This window comes from Achromobacter sp. 1011791174 (assembly GCF_059760925.1).
In genome coordinates, this window is the sequence record NZ_JCBANH010000196.1 from 1 (window position 1) to 1,707 (window position 1,707).

A 1,707-nucleotide genomic window follows, 5' to 3' on the forward strand; every position below is an offset into this window, starting at 1 on the left:
GCTTCGCGCCGCAGGCCCGCAGGCCTCCCCAGTCTTGATCTATTGTCGGCTGATCGCCCGGCCGGAACCGCGTCGGAATCAGTGCACCGTGCCCGAGCCCGCGCGCGGGCACAGGCCGCATTGCTGCAATGCCTGCTGCATGCTGCAGACCGAGCGGCGACAAGCCACGACCCTGATGCCGCCGCGTTGCGCCGCGTTGCGGAAGGTCTTCATCACGTTGTGACCGAGGAAATCGGTCAGCAGAATCACCAGCTGGGTGCCCGAGGGCAGTTGCAGCGTTTTCTTCTGATGCGAGGGATCCCGTCCGCTGATGTGATGCGTGATCGAGATATTGTGTCCCTTGAGCAAATCGGGAATGTTGCCGAGCCGGTCGGCGCCTACCACTACTGCACTCAGTCCTGCCGTCATGTTTAACCTCACTGGGTCGTTGAGACTGGATGTAATGATAATGATTCCTATCTTTTAGTCAACGCAAATGAGAGCCATTCTTATTTAATTATTTTTATGGACCAGCGCTTGCGGATAGTCGAGCGCCTCTGCCCCGACGCCCCCGCAGACAAAAAAGGCGCGGCACCTGACGGGGCCGCGCCTGATCCTCAGGGTCCGCCCGTCGGCGGACCACCTATTTCGGCGTGCCCTGCACCGCTTCCGTCACCACGGCGCGCGTCAGCGACGGCGCCAGCATCTCCAGGAACGTGTAGACATAGTCGCGCAGGAACACGCCCGCCTTCACGCCCACGCGGGTGGTATGCGTGCCGAACAGATGCCCCACCGGCAGGCCAACCAGGTTGGAGTCGCGGCGCGGGTCATAGGCGACGCCGGCGATGATGCCGATGCCCAGGCCCACGTCGACATAGGTCTTGATCACGTCCGCGTCGATGGCTTCGAGCACGATATCGGGATGGATGCCCTGGTTGGCGAAGATCTCGTCGATCGTGCTACGGCCCGTGAAGGCGCGGTCATAGGTGACGATGGGGTACTCGGCCAGCTGCGCCAGCGACAGGCGCTTGGCGGCGCTGGAGGTCAGCTCGGTCAGCGGATGGTCGGGACGCACCACCACCGTGTGCTCCCAGGCGTACACCGGCAGCGTGGCCAGGCCCGGCGTCAGCGCCAGCGATTCGGTGGCCAATGCCAGATCGGCCTGCTCGTGCAGCACCATCTCGGCCAGCTGCGCCGGGCTGCCCTCGGCCAGCGAAAGGTGCACCTTGGGGAATTGCTTGCGGAAGGCCGGGATCACGCGCGGCAGCAGATAGCGCGCCTGGGTGTGGGTGCAGGCGATCACCAACCCGCCCTCGTCGCGACGCGCGAACTCGTCGCTGACCTTCTTCAGGTTGTCGACTTCGCGCATGATGCGGTCGATCACCTGCGACACCGCCAAACCGGGCTTGGTCAGCCCCTTGATGCGCTTGCCGTGCCGTTCGAAGATCTTGATGCCGAGTTCGTCCTCGAACTCGATGATGGCTTTCGATACCCCGGGCTGCGAGGTGTAGAGCATCCGGGCGGCTTCGGTCAGGTTGAAGTCGCGGCGGATGGTTTCACGCACAAAACGAAATTGCTGCAGGTTCATGAATTGGCCCCTGATAGACGGGCCAATTATAAGTAATAAGATAAGCTTTTTATATTACTTATCAATATAAGCTTAGGCACAACACGTCCCCGCTTATTCCTCCTCAAACCCTGCCCCCCTCAATCCAAGACGCCCTCCCT

General features: G+C 61.8%; 2 protein-coding genes. Both read right to left on the reverse strand.

Going from position 1 to position 1,707, the window contains the following annotated elements:
- Positions 1–78: 78 nt before the first annotated feature.
- Entirely contained in the window at positions 79–408 is a 330-nt protein-coding gene (locus AC6LJ5_RS30270) for a DUF2325 domain-containing protein (protein ID WP_103273160.1), read from the reverse strand.
- A gap of 214 nt (positions 409–622) precedes the next feature.
- Positions 623–1,567: a CysB family HTH-type transcriptional regulator gene (locus tag AC6LJ5_RS30275; RefSeq protein WP_103273159.1), complete on the reverse strand. Its 945-nt coding sequence runs from the start codon at positions 1,565–1,567 to the stop codon at positions 623–625.
- Positions 1,568–1,707: the final 140 nt, after the last annotated feature.